The 22,656-nt window shown below is 71.4% G+C and carries 19 protein-coding genes and 2 pseudogenes; 3 read left to right on the top strand and 18 right to left on the bottom strand.

Going from position 1 to position 22,656, the window contains the following annotated elements; all coding sequences use genetic code 11:
- Positions 1-151 precede the first annotated feature (151 nt).
- Together A4R44_RS32500 and A4R44_RS32495 are read left to right on the top strand one after the other, a co-directional pair.
- Positions 152-448 (top strand): hypothetical protein, encoded by a 297-nt coding sequence (locus tag A4R44_RS32500; protein WP_067589133.1) that lies wholly within the window; start codon positions 152-154, stop codon positions 446-448.
- A gap of 218 nt (positions 449-666) precedes the next feature.
- Positions 667-1,896: an alpha/beta fold hydrolase gene (locus A4R44_RS32495; protein WP_067589131.1), complete on the top strand. Its 1,230-nt coding sequence runs from the start codon at positions 667-669 to the stop codon at positions 1,894-1,896.
- Between the two features lie 43 nt (positions 1,897-1,939).
- Here the strand turns inward: A4R44_RS32495 and A4R44_RS32490 are convergent, their stop codons facing one another.
- The 16 genes and pseudogenes from A4R44_RS32490 to A4R44_RS32410 all read right to left on the bottom strand — a co-directional run.
- On the bottom strand, positions 1,940-2,791 hold the full coding sequence (locus A4R44_RS32490; protein ID WP_067589129.1) for an oxidoreductase: 852 nt from the start codon (positions 2,789-2,791) through the stop codon (positions 1,940-1,942).
- 77 nt (positions 2,792-2,868) lie between these two features.
- On the bottom strand, positions 2,869-3,726 hold the full coding sequence (locus A4R44_RS32485) for a helix-turn-helix transcriptional regulator (protein ID WP_067589127.1): 858 nt from the start codon (positions 3,724-3,726) through the stop codon (positions 2,869-2,871).
- A gap of 58 nt (positions 3,727-3,784) precedes the next feature.
- Entirely contained in the window at positions 3,785-5,281 is a 1,497-nt protein-coding gene (locus A4R44_RS32480) for a helix-turn-helix domain-containing protein (protein WP_067589125.1), read from the bottom strand.
- A complete protein-coding gene (locus A4R44_RS32475; protein WP_067589123.1) occupies positions 5,278-6,348 on the bottom strand; it encodes a DUF917 domain-containing protein in 1,071 nt (356 codons plus the stop codon). The genes A4R44_RS32480 and A4R44_RS32475 overlap by 4 nt, the downstream gene beginning before the upstream one ends.
- A 14-nt stretch (positions 6,349-6,362) precedes the next feature.
- Positions 6,363-7,082, bottom strand: a complete 720-nt coding sequence (locus tag A4R44_RS32470) for an SDR family oxidoreductase (RefSeq protein ID WP_067589121.1) — start codon at positions 7,080-7,082, stop codon at positions 6,363-6,365.
- Positions 7,079-8,173, bottom strand: coding sequence for a DUF917 domain-containing protein (locus tag A4R44_RS32465; protein ID WP_067589118.1), 1,095 nt, complete (start codon positions 8,171-8,173; stop codon positions 7,079-7,081). The genes A4R44_RS32470 and A4R44_RS32465 overlap by 4 nt, the downstream gene beginning before the upstream one ends.
- An 85-nt stretch (positions 8,174-8,258) precedes the next feature.
- A complete protein-coding gene (locus tag A4R44_RS32460) occupies positions 8,259-9,338 on the bottom strand; it encodes a DUF917 domain-containing protein (protein WP_067589116.1) in 1,080 nt (359 codons plus the stop codon).
- A gap of 3 nt (positions 9,339-9,341) precedes the next feature.
- Positions 9,342-10,892, bottom strand: a complete 1,551-nt coding sequence (locus tag A4R44_RS32455; RefSeq protein WP_067589114.1) for a hydantoinase/oxoprolinase N-terminal domain-containing protein — start codon at positions 10,890-10,892, stop codon at positions 9,342-9,344.
- A gap of 23 nt (positions 10,893-10,915) precedes the next feature.
- The gene (locus tag A4R44_RS32450; RefSeq protein ID WP_067589112.1) at positions 10,916-12,241 is read right to left on the bottom strand and encodes a cytosine permease; all 1,326 of its coding nucleotides are present in this window, start codon (positions 12,239-12,241) and stop codon (positions 10,916-10,918) included.
- A 112-nt stretch (positions 12,242-12,353) separates the two neighbouring features.
- Positions 12,354-12,722 carry a fluoride efflux transporter CrcB gene (gene crcB, locus A4R44_RS32445; protein ID WP_067589110.1) on the bottom strand — a complete coding sequence of 123 codons (369 nt, stop codon included), beginning with the start codon at positions 12,720-12,722 and terminating at the stop codon, positions 12,354-12,356.
- On the bottom strand, positions 12,722-13,069 hold the full coding sequence (locus A4R44_RS32440) for a CrcB family protein (protein ID WP_067589108.1): 348 nt from the start codon (positions 13,067-13,069) through the stop codon (positions 12,722-12,724). The genes crcB and A4R44_RS32440 overlap by 1 nt, the downstream gene beginning before the upstream one ends.
- A 242-nt stretch (positions 13,070-13,311) precedes the next feature.
- Positions 13,312-13,974 carry an enoyl-CoA hydratase/isomerase family protein gene (locus A4R44_RS32435; RefSeq protein ID WP_067589107.1) on the bottom strand — a complete coding sequence of 221 codons (663 nt, stop codon included), beginning with the start codon at positions 13,972-13,974 and terminating at the stop codon, positions 13,312-13,314.
- Between the two features lies 1 nt (position 13,975).
- A pseudogene (locus A4R44_RS32430) lies at positions 13,976-14,622 on the bottom strand (TetR family transcriptional regulator).
- Between the two features lie 201 nt (positions 14,623-14,823).
- Positions 14,824-15,108, bottom strand: coding sequence for an isoamylase early set domain-containing protein (locus A4R44_RS32425; protein WP_067589163.1), 285 nt, complete (start codon positions 15,106-15,108; stop codon positions 14,824-14,826).
- Positions 15,109-15,212: 104 nt separating this feature from the next.
- The gene (locus A4R44_RS32420) at positions 15,213-16,517 is read right to left on the bottom strand and encodes an alginate lyase family protein (protein ID WP_067589105.1); all 1,305 of its coding nucleotides are present in this window, start codon (positions 16,515-16,517) and stop codon (positions 15,213-15,215) included.
- 622 nt (positions 16,518-17,139) lie between these two features.
- Positions 17,140-18,846 (bottom strand): annotated as a pseudogene (locus A4R44_RS32410) (IlvD/Edd family dehydratase); the annotation flags it as partial.
- A 137-nt stretch (positions 18,847-18,983) separates the two neighbouring features.
- Between A4R44_RS32410 and A4R44_RS32405 the strand changes: the two are divergent.
- The gene (locus A4R44_RS32405; protein WP_067589103.1) at positions 18,984-19,259 is read left to right on the top strand and encodes a YggT family protein; all 276 of its coding nucleotides are present in this window, start codon (positions 18,984-18,986) and stop codon (positions 19,257-19,259) included.
- 518 nt (positions 19,260-19,777) lie between these two features.
- Here the strand turns inward: A4R44_RS32405 and A4R44_RS32400 are convergent.
- On the bottom strand, positions 19,778-20,053 hold the full coding sequence (locus A4R44_RS32400) for a hypothetical protein (protein WP_067589101.1): 276 nt from the start codon (positions 20,051-20,053) through the stop codon (positions 19,778-19,780).
- 561 nt (positions 20,054-20,614) lie between these two features.
- Complete coding sequence (locus A4R44_RS32395; RefSeq protein WP_232791881.1) at positions 20,615-21,751, bottom strand: acyltransferase; 1,137 nt, start codon at positions 21,749-21,751, stop codon at positions 20,615-20,617.
- Positions 21,752-22,656 lie beyond the last annotated feature (905 nt).

The following is a 22,656-nucleotide window of genomic DNA, read 5'->3' as shown; positions in this document are numbered from 1 at the left end:
CACTCACGATCGCGGCTTGACTTCTAAGAACCTGAGATGTCTTTCTCTCCCCAGTGGGCTACCGCACCTCGGCGGCGGCGAAACATCCACCCGCCCGCGCGAGGTCGGCTAGGGTCGGAGACGGAGCCGACGACCGAGAAGAGGCGAGACGATGAGCGCGGACAAGCCCGGCGAACAGCAGCCGCTCGACGCGGAGATCGTGGAGAGTCCCGGCACGCCGCCGCCCGCCGATCTCCCCGAACCCGACTACAGCGACAACGGCGCCCCGTCGTTCGACTTCGTGCGGGACCGGATCGAGAAGCGCTACACCACCTCGGTCGGCGCGCAGGAGCTCGCCGGGATCGGCGGCCCGGAGGATCTGCAGTCGCTGGACAAGAAGATCGCCGACCGCAAAGAAGCGGCTAAAGACAAGCTGGCCGAGATCCGCCGGTCGATGGGCAAGGAGTAACGCCGTTTCCCTGCCGGGGCTCGGACCAGGCACACAGCGACGCGAAGCCGGTCGGGGTGAGAAGCTCCAGCGGGAGGTGACCGCCTGCCGAGGGACCCGGCCAAGCCAGCTGCGGGTCAGCGCCGCGGTTCCGGCGCCCCGGGCGTGACCGTCCACAGTAGACCAAACCCGCCGATTTCCGTGGCTTCCCGGACGTCGGTTCTGATTGAATCGCCCCTATGGCAACCACCGTGCGCATTTCCGGCCTGGTGCTCACCGAGCACGAGTTCTCCGTCCCCCTCGACCATTCCCGTCCCGGCGGCGCGAAGATCACCGTCTTCGCGCGGGAGGTCGCTGATCCGGACGGGCTGGAACGGCCGTTTCTCGTGTATCTCCAAGGCGGTCCGGGGCACGAAGCGCCGCGGCCGTCGCGGGGCGTGCCGAGCTGGTTGCCGCGGGCGTTGCGGGAGTACCGGGTTCTGATGCTCGACCAGCGCGGCACCGGGCGCTCCACGCCGGTCGGCGCGCTGCCGGGCACGCCGGCCGAGCAGGCCGGCTATCTCACCCATTTCCGCGCCGACGCGATCGTGCGCGACGCTGAGTTCATCCGGCAGCAGCTGGGCGTCGAAAAGTGGAGCGTGCTGGGGCAGTCGTTCGGCGGGTTCTGCACGCTCGCTTACCTTTCCCAGTACCCCGAGGGGCTGGCCGAGGCCTTCTTCACCGGCGGACTGCCGCCGATCGCGCGGCATCCGGACGACGTCTACACCGCGACGTTCGCGAACCTCGTCGAGCGCAACCGCCAGTACTACCTCCGCTACCCCGGCGATCGCGAGCGCGTCGAGGCGCTGCTGCCGTTGCTCGACGACGGGGCCGTGGTCCTGCCCGACGGCAGTCCGCTCACCGCGCGGTTGTTCCAGCAGCTCGGTTACCTCTTCGGCGCCAGCGGCGGCGAGGAGACGCTGCATTACCTGCTCGAACGCGACCCGAAGTCCCCCGCCTTCGCCCACGACGTCGCCAGCTCGCTGCCGTTCACCGCGCGCAATCCGCTGTATTCGGTCATCCACGAGTCGTCCTACGCCGACGGGTTCGCCACCCGCTGGTCCGCCGAGCGCGTGCTGCCGGACGAGTTCCGCACCGACCGGACGCTGTTCACCGGCGAGCACGTGTTCCCCTGGCTCTTCGACGACTTCCACAGCCTCCGGCCGATGAAGGAGACCGCCGAGTTGCTCGCCGCGCACGAGTGGCCGCGGCTGTACGACGCCGACGTGCTGCGCGAGTGCACGGTCCCGGCGGCGGCCGCGATCTACGCCGACGACATGTACGTCGAGCGGGTGTTCTCCGAGGAGACCGCGCGGCTGATCCCGGCGCTGCGGCCGTGGATCACCAACGAGTACGAGCACAACGGCCTCCGCGCGTCGGGCGATCACGTGCTCGGACGGTTGATCGACCTCGTGCGCGGACGCGTTTGACCTGCCGTGCGGGGACCCGGTCCGGGTCCCCGCACCGATGAGGTCAGGCGACCGTCACGCCGCCTTCGGCAGAGTCGGTCGAGAGGGTCAGGTCCTGCCAGGCGTCGAATTCCTCCTGCACGCGCTGACGTCCGGCCGCGACCAGGCGCAGCGCGTCCGAGCCCAGCAGCAGGTGCACCGGCGGGTTTTCCGCGTCCAGCAGCCGCAGAATCGCGTCGCCCGCGCGATCGGGATCGCCGATCCCCTGCCCGGCGAGGGCCTGGCGGCGGGTCCGGATCGGGTCGAACAGGGCGTCGTAGTCGGCGATGCCGCGCGGGGCGCGGACCAGCGACCGGCCCGCCCAGTCGGTCTTGAACGCGCCGGGGGCCACCGCGGTGACCCGCACGCCGAACTGCGCGACCTCCTGGGCGAGAGTGCCGGTGATGCCTTCCAGCGCGTGTTTGCTGCCCTCGTAGAACGCCAGGCCGGGGAAGGTGGTGTGCCCGCCCATCGAGGTGATGACGAAGATCTGGCCGTCGCGCCGTTCGCGCATGCCGGGCAGGACCGCCTTGATCGTCGCGACCGTGCCGAAGACGTTGACCTCGAACTGGCGGCGCAGATCCGCCATCGACGATTCCTCGAAGGTGCCTTCGAGCCCGTATCCGGCGTTGGCCACGAGCACGTCGACCGGGCCCAGTTCCGCTTCGGCGGCGCGCACCGTGGGTTCGATCCGGTCCGCGTCGGTCAGGTCGAGGACGAAGGCGCGGGCGCGTTCGGGGTCCAGGGCCCGGAAATCGGCCGCGTGCGCTTCGGTGCGCACGGTGCCCGCGACCTGGTGCCCGGCGGCGAGGGCGCGCCGGGCGACGGCCCGTCCGAGGCCGGTGCTGACGCCGGTGATCAGGAAGGTTTTGCGCACTGCGAGATATCCTTTCGTGAAGAGGGCATGACGGTATGGACCCCGCGGGTACAGCAGGGTCTGATGGTGGGCGAAGGTCAGGATTCGGCAGGAGCGGCCGGTTCGCGGCCCCAGCTGGCCAGCAGCCGCAGCCGTTCCTGCGAAGGCGAACCGGCCGGCGCGCTGTAGACGACCATCGACTGGCCAGGGTCGGCGACCGAGGCGAAGATCTCGTACTGCAGTTCCAGATCGCCGGCGACCGGATGGCGCAGCCGTTTGAGACCGGTGCTGCGTTCCCGGACGCGGTGTTCCGACCACCACGCCGGGAACTCGGGCGACCGCATCATCAGCTCGCCGATCAGGCTGGCGATGTGCTGATTCCGCGGCTGCGCGGCCGCGGCCAGCCGCAACCCGTGCACGTAGTCGCGGGCGACGCGTGCCCAGTCCCGCCACACCAGGCGGGCCCGCGGATCCAGCAGCGTCCAGCGCGCCATGCTGCGTTCCCGCCGCGGCAGCTCGGCCACGCCGGGAAACAGCAAGGCCCACAACGCGTTCCCGCCGACGACGGTCAGGTTCCGGTCGCTGACGAAAGCCGACGCCAGCTCCATCGAGTCCAGCACCTGCCGCAGCGCCGGACGCAGCCGGGACGAAGGCTCGGCCTGGTCCAGGCGTTCGGCCGTGGCTCCCGCGAGCGCGAACAGATGCCGCCGCTCGATGTCGTCGAACCGCAGCGCGTCGCAGAGGGCGTGCAGCACCTGCTCGGACGGCTGCCGGGCACGGCCTTGTTCCAGCCGGGTGTAGTACTCGGTGCTCACCCCGGCCAGCTGCGCCACCTCGCTGCGGCGCAGGCCGGAAACCCGCCGTCCGCCGTCGAATCCGTCCGGAAGACCGATCTCGTCCGGCTTCAGCCCGCCGCGGCGGGCCCGCAGGAAATCGCCAAGGTCGTTCTTGCCCATGCCCCGAGTCTGCCTTCCGCGCAGCCGATCCCCAAGGCTGTGACTGGCCCTGCCAGTACTACTCACCGGACCGGGCCAGGATCACCGCGCGGGCGGCCAGGTGCAGGGCGAGCCGTTCGTCCGGACGCGACAGGTCGACGTGCAGCAGCTGCTCGATCCGGCTGACCCGCGCGGCGACCGTATTCCGGTGGATCCCCAGCATCGTCGCGGTTTCGGCGAGGGAAGACTCGACGTCGAGGTAAGCCGCGAGGGTGCGGATCAGGTCGCCGGGCACCGGGACCAGCGGAGCGAGCAACGCACGCGCGGCAGGCTCGAAGGTGTCCGTGCGGGTCCACTCCAGCAGCAGCTGCGCCATGCCGAGCTGGTCTACGTGCAGGAAATGCCCGGTCTCCGGACGGGTCGCGGCGAGGCGGGCGGCGTCGGTGGCTTCGGCGACTGTCGCGGTGAGACCGTCGGCGTGCGGGCGGCCGACGCCCAGGTGCGCGTCGAGGGTGCGGCGCAGGCTGTGGTGCACGGCGCGCAGCCGCGCGGACAGCGCCCGCACCCGTTCCGCGGTCGGTTCTTGGTCGAAGGTGACCCAGCCGGTCCAGCCCTCACCGTGTTCGACGGTTACCGCATCGATCGACTCGGCCCGGAGCGCACGCACGACCTCCTGCGTGCGCGAAACCGTGTCGACGTCTGCGGGCACGCCGATCCGCAGGCCGACGTGCCAGCCGCCGAGTCGCCAGCCCGCGTCTGCCGCGCGTCGGCGCAGGTCGGCACCGGGTTCGGTGTCTTGGCGCAGCAGGTCGCCCAGCAGTGCGGACCGGGAGCGGGCATCGCGTTCCAGTTCCAGGCGGTGGGCCAGCAGCCAGCGCTGCACGGCACCGGCGGCGACGGCCAGCGTCGCGGCGACGACGTCCGCGCGTGGTGCCTTCGCGCCGGTCAGCTCAGCGGCCAGCCAGACCGACGGCTGCGGCAGCACCGCAGGATGCGCCAGCAGAACACCGTCCGCGAGGGCGACGCGTTGCGGGACTGGCTCGTGCACCCGCACGCGGGCGGCCTCGGCGAGTTCCCCGGCGAGCACCTCGCCGCGGTCGTCGAGGACGGCGACCGGAGCGTCCAGCAGCCGCCGCAGCACGGTCACGATTTCTTCCGGCGGTCGCAGCCGCTCCCCCAGCGCCCGGTGCGCGGCGAGCACCGCGTCGGCGCGGTCGATGTCCGGAGCGGCCAGCGCGAGGCGGGCGGCCACGAGCAGATCGAGCGGATCGGCGGACGCGACCAGCAACGGCACCGACAGCCGTTCGGCCAGAAGTCGCGACGCGGCAAGCGGTTCGGCTCCGGGCAGCAGGACTCCGGCGGCCCGGGCGTCGGCGCACCGGCGCAGGAGAGCGTCGATCTGCCAATCGGAACCCAGCGGGCGGACGACCGCCACCAGTTCGCCGGAAGCGGGCGCGCCGGACGCGTCGAGCGCGGCCCTGACTGTCTTGAGCGGACGGTCCAAACCGGACTCGCCGGCGCACACCCGGACCGGGCCCGCCCACGAAGGCAGTGCGAGCAGCTGACGGAGAATCACTGGGCCGCCACCGGATCGCAGTCGATTCCGTAGGCACGCGGTTCCAGCAGCGGACGGTGTCGCGGGTCGGTCCAGAACGGCGACGCGGCCAGGCACACGACGTCCACCTCCACCCCGGCGCGGATCGCGTCGCATTGCAGCGGGACGCCGGTGCGGCGGTCGAGCACCGACAGAACGTCCGGAGTGGAGGCCACCGGCCGCCCGTCCCGCAGCGCCAGCAGGTACTCGTTCTCCATTTCCAGCCGCAGCAGCGCGCCGTCGCGGTGATCGGTCAGCGTCGCCGAGCCGCGGCCGAAGCCTGGGTGCCCGTGCTGGCCCGGGCCGATGTGCCGGGACACCTCCAGCACCCGGCCGCGGGCGAGAACCTGGCCGTCGAGGGCCGTTTCCAGCGCGGCGAGGTCCGCGCTCTCCCCCGCCGCGAGCACGCGGGCGCCGAGGGCGAGCGCCGCGCTCGTCGTGCCGGGCACGGTGTGTTCGGCCAGTTCGCCGGCCGGGATCGGGGCCAGCGCGATCGCCGCCCAGCCGCCGGAGCTGGCCAGGAACGCGCGGATCCCGCTCTCGACCACCGCGGCCGGCGCGGCGGCGAGCACCACCACCCGGCCGCCGGGCTCGGCCATCGCGGCCGGAGCGACGCCTCGGCCGGTCGCGGCGACCGAGAGCTGGTCGAGCCGCGGCAGGCCGCGTCCGGACAGGTCCGCGTCCACGCAGGGCAGACCCAGTTCCTGGGCGATCACCAGCGGAAGCAGGCCGTTGAGACCGCCGATCTCGATGGTCATCAACGCCTGCGCGCGCTGCCCGGTCCAGCGTTCGATCGCCGCGATCGCCGAGACGAATTCGTCGCCGCTCGGCAGTTTCTCGGCGAAGGCGGCGGTCGCGCCGACGATCCCGGCCGGAACCACGAGGGTGTCCGGCGCCACGTCCGCGATCGGGTGCACGACGGGTTCGCGGCCGGATTCGGTCAGCCGCCGCAGCAGCACCGCCGCGGTGACGGTGTCCCCGCCCCCGCCGGACCCGAGCAGCGCGACGCCGCGTTCGAGTGCCGGCACGTCCGCGGCGGTGATGCGCATGGCTGGTCAGCGTATCAGCGGAAGCTGTAACCGCCGTCCGGATACAGCGTCGAACCAGTGGTGTAAGTGCTGGTGAACAGGTACAGCACGGCATCGGCCACTTCGGACTCCCGGCCGACGCGGTGCAGCAGGGTGTCCGCGCGGTACTGCGCGAAACTCGCCTCCCGCGCGCCCGCCGGACGCCCGGCCCACAGGTTCCCGTCGATCGTGCCCGGCGACACGACGTTCACCCGTACCGGGGCCAGCTCCACCGCGAGTCCGCGGCCGAGCCCCTCGATCGCCGCGTTGCACGCGATGTAGGCCGGAGCCGCGGCGGGCGGGCGCACGCTCGCGACGCCGGACATCAGCACCACCGAAGCGTCGTCCGACAGCTTCGGCGCGGCGTGTTTCACCGCGTGGTACTGGCCCCAGAACTTTGTGACGAACGGGCTTTCCGCCTCCTCGTCGCTCAGGTCCCGCATCGGGCCGACGGTGTAGGACGCGGCGGGCGTGAACAGGTGGTCGACCCGGTCCAGCGCGCCGAAGAACTCGGCCAGCGACGCCTGGCCGGTGGTGTCCACGGCCTGCCAGGTCGCGGTCGGGCCCAGCTCCGCCGCGGCGGCCCGGAGTTTGTCGCCGGTCCGGCCGCCGAGGTGGACGAGCGCGCCCGCCGCCGTCGCGCGCCGGGCGACCTCCAGCCCGATCCCGGAACCGCCGCCGAGCACCACGACCGCCCGGCCGTCGAGCGAACTCACGAAACCACCTCCACGGGGACGAAATCGTGCGCCAGCCCGAACGCCGCCGGGCCGAACGTGGCCAGTGCTTCCGGGGTGCGCATGAGCGGCGGCGTCGAGATGCCCACCACAATGACCCGCTGGCCGTAGCGCAGCGTCTCGGTGGTGATCGGCTCGGCGGAATCCGCCTCCAGCACGCAGATCAGGTCGGGCACCAGGCAACGCACGTCGCCGTCGACGAGCGCGACCAGGTTTTCGTTCTGGAAAAGGATTTCCAGCTTGTGCTCGCCGTCGAAGGACACCGCCGCGGCGCGTCCCCTGGCGAACCCTTCCTCGGTCCGGCGTTCCACATCGGACACTTTGCCGCGGAACAACACGCGCAGATGCGAGTACAACGTGTCGCCGAGCGCGGTCGCCAGCGCGGCCACGGGGTCGGCATTCTCTTCGCGGGCAAGGCGAATCGCCCGGCCGACGCTCAACGCGAGCGAGAGCGTCCGCGGCACGGCGGTGCGTTTTACGTCCGCGCCGCGCATCGAGTACTCGGCGATGTGCGCGACGCCGCCGAGCCGGATGGTGACCCCGCGCGCGAGCCATTCCATCCGCCGGTTGTCGGCGCCGGTGTCGATCAGCGTGGTTTCGCCGCGTTCCCCGGCGATGCCCATCGGCGAACCGGGGACGCCGTACACGCCGAACGTCTCCATTTGCAGCTCCGGGAACGCCCGCCCCATGCCGTCGGCGTCGACCACCGGAAGGCGCAGCCGCGCGCCGACGACCAGCGGGATCATCGAGTTGATCCCGCCGCATTCGATCGGCATCGTCGCGTCGGCCTTCGCGCCGAGGTGTTTTTCCAGCGCCCGCAAGGCAAGCTCGGGTTCGGAGCCGTTCGGGAGCTTCTCGTGCACGACGGTCGGCGCGCCCATCTGCGCGGTCGGGACGACGAGCGCGTCGTCGTCCAGGTCGTCCGGATCGAGCACGGTGACCGGTCCGTGCTCGCGGATCGCCTCCCGCACCAGCAGCCGCCCTACGTACGGGTCGCCACCGCCGCCGGTGCCGAGGACGGCCGCGCCGCGGGCGAGGTCTTCGAGGTGGTCCTCGGTCAGGGTCCAGCTCATGTCCGCACCGCCGAAAAACGAGCTACGCCGACGACATTCGCGGCGGGGCGGCCATCGGTGTCCATGATTCGCTCGCAAGCGTCGCTCATCCAGCGACCCCGATCGGGTCCAGGTCGTAACCGAAGTACCGCGGCCCGGCCAGCGCGACGCCCTCCGGGGTGTGCCAGCGCGGGTCCGCCGGGGCCGCGATCACCGTGAGCCGCTGGCCGTAGCGCAGGCCCTCGGTGGTGACGGCCTCGCCGGATTCGCGGTCGAGCGTGCAGATCAGGTCCGGCACCGAAGCGCACGCCTCGCCGTCCGCCTCGGCCACCAGGTGCTCGTTCTGGAACCGCAGCAGCATTTCCGTGCCGGTGTCACCGTCCATTCCGGACAGCCGGGCCTCGCCGCGGGCGAACCCGGTGACGGTGCGACGGGCGACGTCGACGACCTTGCCGCTGAACAGCGTCCGCCCGCGCAGCCGNCGCAGCCGCTCCACCACGCGATCCACCGGGTTCTCGTGCTCCTCGCGGGCCTGCCGCACGAGGGCGCCGAGTTCCGCGCACAGGGTCAGCGTGCCGGGCACCATCGACTCGCGGGCCTGCGCGCCGGACATCGCGTAGTTGCTGATCATCGCCGAGCAACCCATGTCGATGGTCGCCGACCGGGCCAGCCGCTCCGCCCAGTGATTGTCCACTGTGTCCAGTACGCCGCGGTTGCCCTTCTCGTCCGCGATGGACATCGGCGTCGCGCGGATTCCGTACAGGGTCGGCAAAACCATCTGCAGTTCCGGGAACGCGCGGCCCATGCCGTCCGCGTCCACCAAGGGCAGACCCAGCTGCGCCGCCGCGACGACCGGGATCAGCGAGTTCACGCCGCCCGCTTCGGCGCAGGCGATGTGGGTGAGTTCCTTGCCCAGGTAGGTGGCCAGCGTCCGGGCCGCGAGCCCGACCTGCTCGGCGGACGGCAGTTTCTCCACCATCACCGTCGGCGCGCCCATCATCGCGACCGGCAGCACCACCGCGTCGTCGTCCAGTTCCGACAGCGGCGCCAACGGCACCGGACCGTGCTCGCGGACCGCGGAATGCGCCAGCAACCGGCCGATGTAGGGGTCTCCCCCGCCGCCGGTGCCGAGGATGGCCGCGCCGCGCGCGATGTCGTCCAGATCGTGCTCGGTGATCTCAGCCATCGTTCACGCCCCCAGCTGCAGGTCGCCGACCGCCTTGACCCGGATCCGGGTGGCGTTGCCGGGCAGGTACGGGATCGGCACCTCGTCGAAGTCGACGATGCCGACCGACGCCGGACTCGCGCCCGCGGCCACCGCGCGGTCGACCGCTTCCTGCTTCGCCTCGTCCACCACGGCCTCGCGACGGCCGGGCTCGATCACGTACACCCGGTCGACCTCGCCGCCGATCTGCGCGATCGCCGCGCCGATCGCGTTGGCCACCGCGTAGTGCTCCGGCCGGCGCACCTCGCCGGACCCGGCGAGTTCGTCCGGCAGCAGCACCGAACCTCCGCCGACGGCGACCACCGGAAGCGGCTCGGACGACGTGCGCATCCGGTCCACGACGTCGGAGACGTCCGCCGCGACCCGGTCCAGCGCCGCTCGCACGAAGTCCCGGCCGAGGTGCGCGACCAGCGCCGGGTCGCCGATCTCAGCCCGCCCGGCGGCGACCGCGAGGTCCGTCGCGGTCAAGGTGTCCCCGCCGAACACGAGCGCCTTCGAGGTCAGCTCGTAGCCGACGGAATCCGGTCCGACGGTCACGCCGGACGCGTCGCCGCGCACCCGGCTGCCGCCGCCGATGCCGATCGAAAGGACGTCCGGCATCCGGAAGTTCGTGCGGATCCCGGCCACGCTCACGTCCGTGGTCGCCTCACGCGGGAAGCCTTGGCGCAGCACGCCGACGTCGCTCGTGGTGCCGCCGACGTCGACCACCGCGCACGTGTCCAAACCGGACAGCACCGCCGCGCCGCGCATCGAGTTGGTCGGGCCGGACGCGAAGGTCGCCACCGGGTAGCGGCGGGCGAAGCCGACGTCCATCAGCGTGCCGTCGTTCTGGCTCAGATACAGCGGCGCAGTGATGCCCGCACCGGTCACCGAGGCGGCCAGACCGTCCACAATGTGCGCCGCCAGCTCGCGCAGCGCGGCGTTGACGACAGTCGCGTTTTCCCGCTCCAGCAAGCCGATCCGGCCGATTTCGTGCGACAGCGAGATCGCCACGCCCGGAAGCTGCGCGGCGATGATCTCCGCCGCGCGCGCCTCGAACTCCGCATTCACCGGCGAGAACACCGACGTGATGGCGACGCTGCGGACCCCGGCCTCGCCCATGTCGTCAGCGGCCTTGCGCAGTTCGCTCTCGTCCAGTTCGGAGATGTGCCGTCCGTCGAACTCGTGGCCGCCGTGCACCAGGTAGCTGCGCCCGGACACCGCGTCGACCAGCCGCTGCGGCCAGTCCACCATCGGCGGCAGCGACGCGCCGGCGGGCAGGCTGAGCCGCACCGCCGCGGTCGGGGCCAGCCGGTGCGCCTCGACCAGCGCGTTGATGAAGTGCGTGGTGCCGATCATGACCGCCCGCACCGCGGCCGGGTCGAACGCCCGCTGCCGCTGCAGCCCGTCGATCGCGGCGACGATGCCCGAGGTGACGTCCTCGGTGGTGCTGGTCTTGATCGAGGCGAGCACCACGCGGCCGTCCAGCAGGGCCGCGTCGGTGTTGGTGCCGCCGACGTCGATGCCGATGCGCACGAAAGCTCCTTTCGGGGAGGGAATCAGGGGGCCGGAGCCGGTTCGGCGTCCGCGGTGCGGCTCTTGCCGACCCCGCGGACCAGCCCGAGCTTCCCGGCGGCCACGTACAGGACGAAAGCGACGACGAGCGAGTTGATGCTGGGCAGGCCCCAGTCCACGAACTCGCCGAACAGCGCGGCGGCGAGCCAGGCGACGATCGTCGCGGGCACCCACAGCGGGGCGTCGGCGGGCACCGCGCCCCGCGCCCTGGCCTCCGCCAGGTCGCCGCGCCACTGCTTGACCACGAAGTACTCCGCGACCATGATCCCGGCCACGGGCGGGAACGCGACCCCGAGCACGGTCAGGAAATCGGTGAACTTCGAGAGGATCCCGGCCGCGGCGAGCACGCTGCCCACCACGCCGAGCACGGCGGTGACCAGGCCGCGGTGCGCCCGCTTCCCGGACACGGTGCCGATGAAGTTCACGACGCCGAGCCCGGACGAGTACAGGTTCCAGTCATTGATCTTCATCGTGCCCGCGATGACGATCAGCAGCCCGACCCAGCCGACCGACGACGTGACGATCGTGGTGATCTGCGCCGTGCCGACCGCGTGCGCGAGCAGCACGCCGGCCAGGCCGATCACGTACTCGCCGAGGGTGACGCCGACGAGCGTCTGCTTGACGACGTCGCCGGTGGTGCGGTTGAACCGGGTCATGGCCGGCGTGATCACCGCGCCGACGATGAATCCGCCCGCGACCAGCGTCGTGCCCTGCAGCAGGGACAACGGCGGGCCCGGCGGCGCGGAGGCCACGAGCGCGCCGAGGTCGTGCCGGGTCAGTTCGGACACCACCGACCAGCCGACCAGGATCAGGAACGCGGGCACCATCAGGTAGGCCGTCCACGCCATCGAGTGGAAGCCGCGCACCACGATCGCGGTCACCACCAGGCCGAACACGAGCGCCCAGCCCCATTCCGGCAGGCCGCCGACCAGCGCGGCGAGGCCTTGGGCGGACACCGCGGACTGGATGCCGAACCACCCGATCAGGCTGATCCCGATGGCCAGCCCGATCAGCGCGGAGCCGCCGCGGCCGAAGCCGGTCCAGCGCGCGATCATCGAGGTGGTGAGGCCCTCGCGGACGCCGATCACGCCGACGAGCACGGTGATCAGTTCGAGGATGACCGAGCCGAGCGTGAACGCCAGCACGGCGTTCCCGAAGCTCATCCCGAACCCGATCGTCGCGCCGAGCAGGAACTGCGACAACGCGGAAACCTGGCCGAACCGCTGCACAGCGACCGACCACCACGAGTAACGGGCGGAGCCGGGCACCCTGGTCAGCGCGTAGTCGTCGACACCGGCAGCCGAGGCCATGGCGGCTCCTCATCCGGGAGGGGAACGGTTCCCCGCACGGTAAACAGCGGCTCCGGCGAGGTCACCGTGCGATCCGCACAGCCAGAAGAGCCGGGCTGTGCGAATCGCACCCTTACCCGACCAAGGCGTGGGCAGCCTCGTACGCGAACGCCGCCGCGCCGACGCCCGCCGCGACGCTGACGACCACGTTCGCCGCCGCGGCGAAGTACGACTGGCGCTCGACCAGCCGGATGGTTTCGTAGCTGAACGTGCTGTAGGTCGTCAGCGCGCCGCAGAATCCGGTGCCGAGCAGCGAATAGACCGCCGCGGGCAGCGCCGTCCCCGCACCGGCGAGCCCGCCGAGCAGGACACAGCCGATCAGATTGACGGTGAAGGTGCCCCACGGGAACAGGCTCTGGTGCCGGGACTGGACGGCCCGGTCAGTGAGGTACCGCATCGGTGCACCGACCGCGGCGCCGAGGAAGACGAGGAGAACGGTCATCAGACGGCCGCCTCCACCGGGACCAGCTTGCGGGTGATCGCGTGTCCCAGCAGGACGGCGAGCAGCGCGGCGGCGAGCGTTCCGCCGAGGTAGCCGAAGGCGAGCGGCACGGTGTCCGGCTGGAGCAGGTTGCGCGCTTCGACCGCGTAGGTGGAGAAAGTGGTGAAGCCGCCGAGGACGCCGACCCCGAGGAACGGCCGCACCAGCCGGTGCGCCGACCACGCCTCGGTGACCAGCACCATCAGCACGCCGATGAGGAAGCAGCCGGCGACATTCGTCCAGAACGTCGCCCACGGGAAGCCGCCGTTCTCGGTGGGAAAGGCCTGCGCGAGACCGTAGCGGGCCAGTGCGCCGAGCCCNGAGCGCGATCACCCCGAGCACCGACACGCGGTGCCGGACGAGTTCGCGCTGCTGCACGGGATCCCGGAGGTCGACGTCCGGGTCGAGAGGTTCTTCAGGCACAGTCTTCTCCCACTCCACGGATCCGCGTCACCGTTCGAGCAGGGACTGTTGGCGGCCTCGGCCGCGGTTGTCCGGGCGATTCCCGGAGCGGCGAGCCCCACCGCCGCGCGTACGCGAGCTTACCTGATCAGTTCCCTGCCTCCCGCAACGCGGTCAGCGCCGGACCGAACATAGTGGACTTGATCGCGCCGAGCGTGCCACGGTCCTTCCCCGCCAGCGGCGCGACGCGGTCGATCGCCGCCGTCCGCAGGTCTTCCAGCGCGGCGGTCGCGTCGACCAGGCCGAGCGCTTTCGCTTGCGGACCGCCGAACCGGCTCCCGGTGGTCATCGACGCGATCGCGGCGGCCGGGGCGAGCTTCGCCTGGACGAGCGCGGCCATGCCCGGGGTGAACGGGAGGTCGAGGTCGGCCTCGGGGAAGCAGAAATAGCCGCGGTCCTCGCGCATGACGCGGAAATCGTGGGCCATCGCGAGCATCGCGCCGCCGCCGAAAGCGTGCCCGTTGACCGCGGCGACGGTCGGGACCGGGAGCGCCAGCACGCGGGCGAGGAGGTCGTGGACGCTGCTGACGTATTCGCTCGCGTCGCCGGGGTGACTGGTGAGCCAGTCGAGGTCGAGGCCGGTGGAGTAGTACTTGCCGCCGCCGATCGTGACGAGCGCGGCGGGTTCCTTGCCCGCGGTGACCGTGTCGAGGTGTGCGTGGACTTCCTCCAGCCACGTTGGGGCGAAACGGTTTTCGTCGGCGCCGAAGTCGAGTACGTGGACGGCGCCGGTGGTGGCGAGGGTGGGCATTTCAGTCCTTTCTGGACTTTTCCGGGGGTTCCAGGGCGAGGATCGCGCGGACCGCCGCCGCCAGCCGTTCCCGGCTTTCCGCGCTGGCGGGTCCGGTGGCCAGTTCGCGGCGGAGCAGGGCGGTCGGGAGGTCCACGACGCAGGCGGTGACGACCTCGACGGCCTGCCCGTCGCCGCGGTTCCAGAGCTGACGGGCGAGGCGGACCAGGAGGCGGACGAGGCGTTTGTCCAAGGCGTGCAAGGCTTCTGCTACGTCGTCGGGGAGCTGCGGACCCAGTACGCGCTTCGCCGGGACGGCGATCATCATCCGCGCCGCGTCGGGGCGGGCGTCGGCTACCACCGCCGGGGTGTCGGCGGCGGCGACCACCGCTTCGACCGGGTCGGCGGCTTCGTCGACCAGCCGCTCTTGTTCGTCGAGGAAGAAGGTGGCGGCGCGCAGCCAGGTTTGGCCGATCAGGGCGGGGAGGCTGGCGAAGGCGTGGTANCGTGGTAGATCGTGCTGTTCGGGACGCCCGCCTCCCGCGCGAGCCGCCGGACGGTGAGCGCCTCGGGGCCGGAGTCGGCGATGAGGCGCTCGGCTGTGTCGAGGATCAGCTCGGGGTCGTGGATCCGGGGACGGGGCACGGATGGGAGAGTAGTGGAGCGCATGCTCCAAAACTAGGGCGGGGTGCGGCTCAGGACTCGTGCGCACTGGTGCCGGTTCTAACCGGCATGACCGCGCACGAGACGCCAGCCAGGATCGCCGCACTTCCGCCACCGGTGCCGCAGGACCCGCCTCGCCGGAGCTGCCGCCCGCACGAACCGAGCCGCCTCCGCCGCCACCGCCCGCGCTCGCCGGGCGGGGCGGGGTCAGTCCGCGATGTACAGGCAGTCCCGCCCGTCGCGAGCGGTGGCGTCCGGGTCGTCCAGCCAGCGGCCGCCGTCGGCCAGGTAGCGGAAGCGCAGCCGGGCGCCCGGCGGGACTTCCACCGCGGCCGAGCGCGTGCCGTTCGAGCGTTTGCGGAGTTCGTGGCGTCCGGGCTGCCAGTCGTTGAAGTCGCCGACCACGCTCACCGGGCCGGGCGGGGTGTCGAGCGGCAGGACGAACGTCACCCGCCGGGCCCCGGAGCCGTTGCTCCGGCTGGTCTTGATCACGGCGTTTCCCTTTCCCGTTCCGGCGCATCGGTCTTTCTGAATCGTTTCACGGCCGGTGCCGGACACCCGGACGCGGCGGGTGCCGCGTCCGGGTGAAAACGGGCTCAGGTGGTGGAAACGTCGTCCAGCTGCTCGGCCGCCGGGCGTACCGGGAACAGGTCGCCGCCGGGCGGGGCCGGGATGCGGCCGGCCGCGGCCCAGGCCTTCCAGTCCCCCGCGTCGGCGGCGGCGTGCACGCTGTCGAGGGCGGCGTACTGGATGAAATGGATGTCCGGCAACGGCCACGGCGCAGCACCAGTGGCCGCAGGGAGCAGATGGTCGACGGCGGCGAAAATGCTGCCGCCCTGCGGGTTCCGGTACGACCACAGGTCGACGCCCAGGTGCTTGCCCAGCTGCGCGAGGCGAGTCAGGGCGACCAGGTTGAACGTGTGGTAGTGGTACGTCCGCGTGCGAGTGGATTCCTCGGGCTGGCCGCCGTCCGCGGCGATCTGGTGGTCGATCCTGGTCTTGCCGGAGTCGCGGACGATCGTGCGCGCCAGGTCGCGCTGGCCGACATAGCTCGCGGTCGCCGCGGTGAGCAGGTCGTAGAAAGTGCCGTGGTTGTTGGTCGCCTTCGCCTCGTCGGTGCCGTTTTTGCTGGTGCGCAACCAGGTCAGGAAGTCCGCCGACCAGCCGCGGAACGCCTTGCCCTCGGCCTTCGTCCAGCCGGGCGCGCCCGCTTCGAGGATCCGCGCGGCGTCGAGGACCTGGGTGAAGGTGTAGGAGAACTCGATGATCCCGATCCCCCGCCCGTCGGTCTTGCACGGGATGCCCTGCGCGAAGTTCAGGTTCGGGTTCATTTTCGTTGCCGCGTCGAGGAACCAGGTGCGCAGGTCGAGCGCGGCGCGCTGGGCGTACTCGGCCTTGCCGGTGTAGTACCAGGCGAGCGAAAGCTGGTAGATCGAGGTGAACGCGACGAGCCGGTCGGCCTTGTCCGGCACGTTCTTCATCTCGGGGTTGACCTGGCCGTCGCGGTCGACGTACGGGCAGCCCTGCGGGTTTTCCGGCGTTTTCGGCTGACTGGGCCAGTAGTACGGGGCGAGGCTGAGGTAGTCGTGCTTGTCGCCGCTCGGCGGGACGCGTTCCTTGTCGACGACCGTCCACGGGCCCTTGGTCAGCGCGTCGTCCGCCTGCTTCAGCAGGTTGGACAGCGACGTGCGCAGTGCCGGGTTCCCGGCCATCAGGCCGATCTTGTTGCCTGCCAGGTGCAGGCCGTCAAGCACCACAGTGTCCGGCACGCAGGCGAACGAACACGACCTCGGCGCGGGCGCGGCGGTCGCCGCTCCGGCAGTGGACGCGAGCAGCCCCGCGACCGTCGCGAGTACCGCCGCGAGACGACGCGGACGGGAAGAGCGGGAAGGAGGCAGCACCGCAACTCCGTTCAAGTATATGAATACTCCACAGATATGTGAACTGAGATTGAATAGCCGAATGCTCGTGACCGCGTCAAGAGGAGGTCAGGCGGAACGGCCGCGCCGGACCGGTTTCCGGAGGATGCCGATGCCTCGATCACGATGGTGACCTCGTCGTCTTCCTCAAGAGTGACGTCCGGGCGGGGAACGGCGGATGTACCGGTGGCCAGGACGGCGCCGCGCGGGAAAACGTCGCCGCGATAGAGCCACGCGAACCTGCGGTGCAGCCGTGCGCGAGCTGAGGTACAGCTTCGCCTGCGGCAGGTACAGCGGGTTCTCGCCTTCGATACTGCGCGAACTCACGTCGTTGACGATCGGGCAGCCGACGATTTCCGCGTTCGCGTTGCACACCAAGGCCAATTCGCGTTCCGGAACGTTCCAAACGGAATCTCCGCGCACGCCGATCGGCTCCCCCGGCCCGCACGCGGTGCCCGACGCTCTTGAAGAACAGCTCCGGACGTTCCGCTTCGCAGACCCGCGCGTCGTCGTCGGACAGAGCCAGCAGGGAGCCGCGTGGTTCCGGGCGGGAGCGCGCCGCCGGCGACCTGCCGGGCCGCGGCGGTCTTCACGAGGCGGCGCGTCAGTGCGAATCCCTCGGCACGGCGGAACCCCGGGTGCCGTGCAGGAAATCGAAGTCCGCGCCGAGGTGGGCCTGGGTGACATGCTCGCGATAGAGCCAGGTGTAGCCGCTGCGGTACGGGCTTTCCGGCGGCGTCCACTCCGCACGGCGGGCGGCGAGTTCGTCGTCGGGCACGTGCAGGGTCAGCCGGCGCGCAGGGGTGTCGAGCGTGATCCGGTCGCCGGTGCGGACGAGCGCGAGCGGGCCGCCGACCGCCGATTCCGGGCTCACGTGCAGCACGACCGTGCCGTAGCCGGTGCCGGACATCCGGCCGTCGCAGATCCGCACCACGTCGGTGATCCCCTGCTCGATCAGCTTCTTCGGCACCGGGACGTTCGCCACCTCCGGCATGCCCGGGTAGCCCTTCGGACCCGCGCCGCGGATCACGAGGATCGTGTCGGGGGCGACGGGCAGGTCCGGATCGTCGGCGACGCGGTGGTAGTCCTCCGCGGTGTCGAAGGCCAGCGCCGGGCCGGTGTGCGCGAGCAGCTCCGGCGACGCGGCCGACTGCTTCAGCACCGCGCCTTCCGGGGCGAGATTCCCGGTGAGCACAGCGGTTCCGGTGCCGGGCGGCTGGAACGGCGCGTCGACGGTCGTGATCACCTCGTCGTTCCAGCACTCCGCGGGTTCCCTTGCGCTGCCGGCGACCGTGCGGACCCCGGCGTGCAGGAGCCCGGCTTCGGCGAGCCTCGTCAGCACCACGGGAATTCCTCCGGCGTAGCAGAAATCCTCCATCAGGAACCGGCCTGAGGGCATCAGGTTCACCAGCGTGGGGACGGCTCGGCCCAACTCGTCGAAGTCGCCCATGGCGAGCGGGACGCCGACGCGCCCGGCCAGCGCGAGAAGGTGCACGATCGCGTTGGTGGACCCGCCGATCGCCGCGTTGACGCGGATCGCGTTCTCGAACGCCGCGCGGGTCAGGATCTCAGACGGGCGCAGGTCTTCCTTCACCATCGCGACAATCCGCTGACCGGCTGCCTGCGCGGTCTCGAAGCGTCGCGCGTCGACCGCGGGCCAGGTCGCCGAACCGGGCAGCTGCATGCCGAGCGCTTCGGCGAGACAGGCCATCGTCGAGGCGGTGCCCATCGTCATGCAGTGGCCGTTCGAGCGGGCCATGCAGCCTTCGGCGAAGAAGCACTCCTCCTCGCTCATCCGGCCGGCTTTGCGCTCTTCCTCGAACTTCCAGACGTGCGTGCCCGAACCGACGTCGCCGCCGCGGAACTTGCCGTTGAGCATCGGGCCGCCGGTGACCATCACCGCGGGAAGGTCGACGCTCGCCGCGCCCATCAGCATCGCCGGGGTCGTCTTGTCGCAGCCGGAAAGGAGGACGACGCCGTCGAGCGGGTTGGCGCGGATCAGCTCCTCGACCTCCATCGCCATCAGGTTGCGGTAGAGCATCGCGGTGGGGCGCATGAGCGTCTCGCCGGTCGCCGTCGTGGGAAACGCGAGCGGGAAGCCGCCCGCCTGCCAGACCCCGCGCTTGACCGCCTCGGCGACCCGGTCGAGGTGGACGTTGCACGGGGCCAGCTCGGAAGCGCTGACCGCGATCCCGATCACCGGTCGGCCGTCGAACATCTCCGGGCCGAAGCCCTGGGACCGCATCCACGACCGGTGGATCATCCCCGCCCGGCCGGACGCCCCGAACCACGCCGCACTGCGCACCCGCCGCTCCCTTCTCCGGAGCCTCCTCGATACCCGATCGGGCGAATCCTGGCAATCGGGAAGAGAATTCCGGTGAACCGGACACTTCGCGGGACTTCCGGACGTTGGAGGGGGAGAACGTTGCCGGAGACGCGAGGTGTGCGATGAGCCTGATCGGGACCCTGGTCGGGTACGTCCTGACCGTGTTCATCGTGGTGCTGGTGGTGCGGATGGTCCTGGACTGGACGCGCCTGGTCGCGACCGGGCCCGCGTGGCTCGGCCAGGCGCGCCGGATCAGCCACCGGGCCACCGAGCCGGTGATCGCCCCGGTGCGGCGGGTGCTGCCGCCGATCCGGGCCGGCGGGGTCGGGTTCGACCTGGCGTTCACGGTGGTGTTCTTCGCGGCGTTGGTGGTGCGAGGTGTCGCGTTCGCGTTGTGAGGCACGGCTCGGCGGGTGATGAACAGCCTTGTCACGAGCGGCGGCTCGGCGGCGAGCGACCTCCCGCGAACCACGACTCGGCGACCGTGAACGGACTCTCGCGAGCGGCGGCTCGGCGGCGGCGAGCGACCTCCCGTGAGCGGCGGCTCGGCAGCGGCAAGCGACCTCCCGTGAACGGCGGGCGGCTCGACAGCGACGAACGACGACTCGGCGACCACGAACGACCTTTCGTGAGCGACGACTCGGCAGCGGCAAGCGACCTCCCGCCAACGACGACTCGACAGCGAGTGGCCTCTTGTGCGGGGTGCACCTGAGCGGGCCGCTGGCATCCGGGAAAGATCGCGCGGGCAGGCGGCCGGGCTCACCCCTTCGCAGGCAACGCAACCGGGCCAGTCCGATCCGCGTTTGCCGGGCCTTCCTGCCGAGCGGGCACGAATGCCCTGCGCACCCCCGGGCCCGCCGGAGTGTCCACAGTGGAGCGAAGCGGAACACGCGCGGCGTCCCGCGGTCCTAGCGGATCAAGGGGAGCCGCGCCGGATTTCCCCGGTCTGGGAACGGACGTCGATGCGGTGGGCGCCGCTCGGCCGGTCCGGCCGCGTGCCGCTCCGGTCGCCGATCGAGGTGTGCGCCGACAGCGAGTAATCCGCGCCGGGGACGTTGAGGGAAACGGTGCCCACTTGGGTCTTGACGGTGGCGTCGGCCGGCGCGCTCATGGTGACGTCGACTTCGCCGACGGACGTCACGGCTTTGACCGGCCCGGCGCAGTCTTGGACGGCGACCCCGCCCGCGGACATCGTCAGGTCCAGCGAACTGATCTTGTCGGCCTCGGACTCGCCTGCCCCATCTTCCCGGTCACGTCCGTCCGCTCCGGCACGGTGACCGTGTAGGAGACTATGCACTGGTTTCCGCACGTCCCGTTGAGTTCCAGCGTCGATCCGGCCAGCTGGTGCCAGGCCCCCTCCGGCTTCGCCCCTGGTAGCGGATCTCGCGCTCGATGGCGATCGAGCCGGGCGCGCCGCCGGAACGCCACCGCACGCAGCCTGCGGATCTGTCGATCTTGACGGTCTTAGCCGAACCGGCGATCGTCGAGGTGTCCTTGGCGGTGCCCGGCCAGCCCGCGGCGGAGGCGCTGTCGGGCGATTCCCGCCGTCCCCAATCAGTGGCAGCTGGCATGCGGAGACGCTCGCCGCCACAGCACCGACCGCGACCAATCGACCCATTCGCACTTGGCTCGCCGCTCGTCTCCGCAAGCCGGACTGCCACGCTATGGCCGCGCGCGGCTTTCCGGCACCGGACCTCGAGGTGTGCTGGCGCCCACAGCGGCGCGATACCGGGCTTCCTTGAGAGCGTCCGGGTCAGCCGGGCTTGCCCGCCGAGACCGGGGCCGGTTCGTCGTCGGGGCGGCCGCGGGCGGTCCAGGCGTCGTAGCCGCGCATGAGGAAGCGGTGGGCGGGGCGTTCGACCAGGCGGGTGAGGGCCCAGCCGAGGACGATGCCGGTGGCGATCATGCCCGCGGTCTGCAGCAGCGGGTCGACGCCGAGGCCGGACAGCCAGTGCAGCACGAGGTAGCCGATGGCCTGGTGGATCAGGAAGACCCCGTAGGACACGCCGGCGAACCAGGTGATCGCGCGCTGGGCGAACGACGGGAGGAACCGGTTCCAGTCCGGACCGGCCGCGGCCAGCGAGAGCACCGCGATCCCGGTCGCGATGCCGAGCGTCGAGCCCCATTCGACGTCGATCCCGGCCGGGGTGACGGCCGCGCCGTGCAGGGCGTGCGCGGTGACGCAGAGGACTTCCAGCAGCACGAATTCGATCGTGCGCACGCGTTTGTTCGTCCAGAGCCAGACCGCGATGCCGGCGACGAACAGGTGCCAGCGGTGGAATCCGAAGCCGTCGACGATGACGCGGTACCACTCGGGCGGCCCGGCGACGCGCAGCGGCCACTGCGCGAGCGGGACGAGCAGGACGGTCCACATCAGGACGCGGAACTTGCGGCCGTGCCCCCAGCTGCCGCGGTAGAGCAGCGCGGCGACGGTGAACGCCATGAGCTGGAGGGGAATCGTCCAGTGGGAACCGTCGAGGAAGGGGTAGTCGGCGGGTTTCCAGTTCCAGAGCATGAGGAGGTTGCCGACGAGGTCGCCGAACCGCGGGCTGAACCAGCCGGGCGGCGACAGGTACCGCAGCGCGAAGTAGATCACCACGACGGCGGCGAGAAACGCCGGCAGCAACCGCGCGATCCGCCCCCACCAGTACCGGCCGAGCGACCCGCGCCCGATCGTCACGGCGGCGAAGTACGCGGAAATCACGAGCAGCAGGCTCGCCCCGATCTGATGCGGGAACACGAACCGCCGCGGCCCCAGTTCAGGATGCACGACGACGCTCATGAAGGTCGCGTGGTACAGCAGCACCAGCACGACGCACCCACCGCGCACGAGGTCCCAGCTGATCCGCCGGTTCCCCGAAGACGCGCTCACCGGACGGAACGAGGACACGCGCGCCACCGTAACTGGTGGGGTTCGCGCGGCGGGGAGGGACCCTGGGCGCGGCGGGCGGGACATTTCCGGTACGGGGCGCGGGTTCGCCGTCTTCGGACGGGGAGCGTTCGGGGAAAGCCGTGGTGGCAGACGGATTTCCGCCTGGTCCGGCTCGCGGGCCCAGTGTGGTGCGGGTGTCGCTCGCGATCGCGGAGTTCCGGCGAGCGAGCGGCTTTCGAGTGCGGGCGGCTGGATTCACCCGTTGGATGCAACTGACAAACGCTTGCTTGGTTCCGGCGGCCGGTTGCCGGATGCGGGAAGGATCCGCGGCGCGGCTGAATCGGTCTTGCGGACGGTCCATGGCGACCGGGTATGGCCGGGTCGTCGGGCCCGCATCACGGTTCAGCTCACCGCGGAGTCAAGCGCTCGGGTCGCTCGCGAGTTGCCGACCTCGCCGTGCGGAAGCGGTGAAGAGTCGAGCGCGGGGCTGGACCTCGCCGGCGGGATCCGACGCGGGCACCGGCTCTGGCCCGGACCGCGGCCGACTGCCTGGGCCAGCCGGACTCTCCGGCCCCGACTCGTTCCGGCGTCCGGTCCCGACCCGTTCCGCTGTCCGGCTGAACCGGGACGGCCGGGCCGGGTCAGCCGGGCCGGTTCAGCCACGCCGGGTCAGCCGGGCCGGGTCAGCCAGGCCGGTTCAGCCACGCCGGGTCAGCCGGGCCGGGTCAGCCAGGCCAGCTCAGCCAGGTCGGGTCAGCCGGGCCGGGTCAGCCAGGCCAGCTCAGCCAGGCCGGTTCAGCCACGCCAGCTCAGCCACGCCGGTTCAGCCACGCCAGCCTCGCTTCCGCCCCGGCCCGCTTCGGACGCGCCGTCCGGTTCCGGCCCACGATCGCCTCGGCCAGGTGCAGCCTGCCGCCGGGCAC

The sequence above is a fragment of the Amycolatopsis sp. M39 genome (assembly GCF_001651785.1).
Classification (GTDB): domain Bacteria; phylum Actinomycetota; class Actinomycetes; order Mycobacteriales; family Pseudonocardiaceae; genus Amycolatopsis; species Amycolatopsis rubida.
The sequence above is the reverse complement of the archived record's forward strand: the minus strand, read 5'-3'. Positions and strand labels throughout refer to the sequence as shown.

Bases quoted from the DNA above. Each gene is read 5' to 3' on its own strand.
- A4R44_RS32495 (WP_067589131.1), top strand. From the start codon at position 667: ATGGCAACCACCGTGCGCATTTCCGGCCTGGTGCTCACCGAGCACGAG.
- crcB (WP_067589110.1), bottom strand. From the start codon at position 12,722: ATGACCGTTCTCCTCGTCTTCCTCGGCGCCGCGGTCGGTGCACCGATG.
- A4R44_RS32475 (WP_067589123.1), bottom strand. From the start codon at position 6,348: ATGCGCATCACCGCCGCGGACGTGCCGGCACTCGAACGCGGCGTCGCG.
- A4R44_RS32405 (WP_067589103.1), top strand. From the start codon at position 18,984: ATGAGCCTGATCGGGACCCTGGTCGGGTACGTCCTGACCGTGTTCATC.
- A4R44_RS32485 (WP_067589127.1), bottom strand. From the start codon at position 3,726: ATGGGCAAGAACGACCTTGGCGATTTCCTGCGGGCCCGCCGCGGCGGG.
- A4R44_RS32500 (WP_067589133.1), top strand. From the start codon at position 152: ATGAGCGCGGACAAGCCCGGCGAACAGCAGCCGCTCGACGCGGAGATC.
- A4R44_RS32400 (WP_067589101.1), bottom strand. From the start codon at position 20,053: ATGTCCGCGGGCGGGGTCGCCGTCCAAGACTGCGCCGGGCCGGTCAAA.
- A4R44_RS32450 (WP_067589112.1), bottom strand. From the start codon at position 12,241: ATGGCCTCGGCTGCCGGTGTCGACGACTACGCGCTGACCAGGGTGCCC.
- A4R44_RS32435 (WP_067589107.1), bottom strand. From the start codon at position 13,974: ATGCCCACCCTCGCCACCACCGGCGCCGTCCACGTACTCGACTTCGGC.
- A4R44_RS32465 (WP_067589118.1), bottom strand. From the start codon at position 8,173: ATGAGCTGGACCCTGACCGAGGACCACCTCGAAGACCTCGCCCGCGGC.